This window comes from Protofrankia sp. CiT1 (genome assembly GCF_917627335.1).
Classification (GTDB): Bacteria; Actinomycetota; Actinomycetes; order Frankiales; family Frankiaceae; genus Protofrankia.
In genome coordinates, this window is record NZ_CAKJTP010000005.1 from 28,982 (window position 1) to 30,884 (window position 1,903).

At 67.4% G+C, this 1,903-nt stretch carries 2 protein-coding genes; both read left to right on the forward strand.

Annotated elements, in window-relative coordinates; all coding sequences use genetic code 11:
• Positions 1-118: 118 nt before the first annotated feature.
• Positions 119-832 (forward strand): 50S ribosomal protein L1, encoded by a 714-nt coding sequence (gene rplA, locus MJ785_RS01895; RefSeq protein WP_239308486.1) that lies wholly within the window; start codon positions 119-121, stop codon positions 830-832.
• Positions 833-1,098: 266 nt separating this feature from the next.
• Positions 1,099-1,716 (forward strand): 50S ribosomal protein L10, encoded by a 618-nt coding sequence (gene rplJ / locus MJ785_RS01900; RefSeq protein ID WP_239308456.1) that lies wholly within the window; start codon positions 1,099-1,101, stop codon positions 1,714-1,716.
• The last annotated feature ends 187 nt before the right edge of the window (positions 1,717-1,903 follow it).

The following is a 1,903-nucleotide window of genomic DNA, read 5'->3' on the forward strand; positions in this document are numbered from 1 at the left end:
GGCTGACGGCTGACGGCTGACGGCTGACGGCTGACGGCTGACAGGGCCGGCCGAGAACGGAACAACTGTGGGAGGGCAGCCCGTCCGGGCTGCCCGCCATGACCACGAGGAGACAGATATGAAGCGCAGCAAAGCCTATCGGGCAGCCGTTGAGAAGATAGCGGCGGATCGTCTGTACACGCCGCTGGAGGCTGTTCATCTCGCCCGGGAGACCTCCACCACCAAGTACGCCGCGACTGTTGAGGTCGCGCTGCGCCTGGGCGTCGATCCGCGCAAGGCTGACCAGATGGTCCGCGGCACGGTGAATCTGCCGCACGGAACCGGCAAATCCCCGCGAGTCGCGGTTTTCGCCGCGGGCGAGAAGGCCGTCGAGGCCGCTGCGGCGGGTGCGGACATCGTCGGCAGCGACGACCTCGTACAGCGCATCCAGGAGGGTTTCCTGGATTTCGACGCCACGGTCGCGACGCCCGACCAGATGGCGAAGGTCGGCCGTATCGCCCGGATCCTGGGGCCACGAGGACTCATGCCGAACCCGAAGACCGGCACGGTGACTCTCGACATCACCAAGGCCGTCCAGGACATCAAGGGCGGAAAGATTAATTTTCGGGTCGACAAGCAGGGCAATCTGCACATCGTGATCGGGAAGACCGCCTTCACCGATGAGCAGTTGATTGAGAACTACAGCGTCGCCCTGGACGAGATCGTCCGGGTGAAGCCGTCCGCCTCCAAAGGCCGTTATCTGAAGAAGATTACTTTTACGACGACGATGGGTCCAGGAATCCCCGTCGACCCCAGCCGTACCCGTAACCTCCTCGAGGACGCGCCGGCCTGACGCCGCCGGCTTGGCGCCTGCTGTCCCGCCGGCCAGGCCGTGTATCATTTCATCCGAACCAAACCGAAGACCGCTGGTCATCGTCCCGTTCCGGGGCGATCGAAGGTCCGGTACGACCGGGCGGCCCGCGCAGGTGAGGGAGCGTTGCCCTGGGGCTGCTGGTTTGCCTGCCATCCCCGGTACTTCCGCCCCGCGCGCCTGCGCCGGGGCGTTTGTCGTTTCTCGGCATCTTTCGGGTGACCGGCCAGACCCCATGAAGGAGCCCGATGGCGAAGCCGGAAAAGGTCGCCGCGGTAACGGAGATCGTTGACTCGTTCCGGGGCGCGTCCGCGGCGGTGCTCACCGAGTACCGCGGACTGACGGTGAGCCAGCTCACCGAACTGCGCCGCTCGCTGGGCGAGGACACCGAGTACGCCGTGGTGAAGAACACCCTGACCAGGATTGCCGCCGCGCAGGCGGGTGTCACGGGTCTGGACGAGCTGCTGGTCGGTCCGACCGCTGTCGCGTTCGTCACCGGCGACCCGGTCGAGGCGGCCAAGAGTCTGCGTGACTTCGCTCGCGCCAATCCCGCACTGATCGTCAAGGGCGGGATCGTCGAGGGCAAGCCGATGTCGGCGGATGACATCCGCAAGCTCGCCGATCTCGAGTCCCGCGAGGTGCTGCTCGCCAAGCTCGCCGGCGCGTTGAACGGTTCGCTGGCCAAGGCGGTCGGTCTGTTCGCGGCGCCGCTGTCCCAGGCGGCTCGCCTGGCGGAGGCGTTGCGCGCCAAGCGAGAAGCGGAGAGCCCCGCGGCCGAAGTCCCCGCGCCTGAGGCTTCGACGACCGCCGAGACCGCCGAGACCGCGGCGGTCGAAGCGGTCGAGGCAGAGCCGAGCGCGCAGTAGCGCTGTCCGTCCGCGGCGGCCCCGGGGTGCCGGACGCGCGAGGAAGAACATGGGCGCGTGAGTGGTTGCCCCACTGATCCAGACCACTTAGAGCGCCCGGCAATAGGGCTGTGGATCAAGGAGTGGGGCTGGGGTGCGTGCATCGCGAGGCGTCGGAGGGAGTCACCGGAGGTGTTGGGTGGCGACT

Excerpts from the sequence above, each read along its gene's own strand:
- rplJ (WP_239308456.1), top strand. The coding sequence starts at position 1,099 with ATGGCGAAGCCGGAAAAGGTCGCCGCGGTAACGGAGATCGTTGACTCG.
- rplA (WP_239308486.1), top strand. The coding sequence starts at position 119 with ATGAAGCGCAGCAAAGCCTATCGGGCAGCCGTTGAGAAGATAGCGGCG.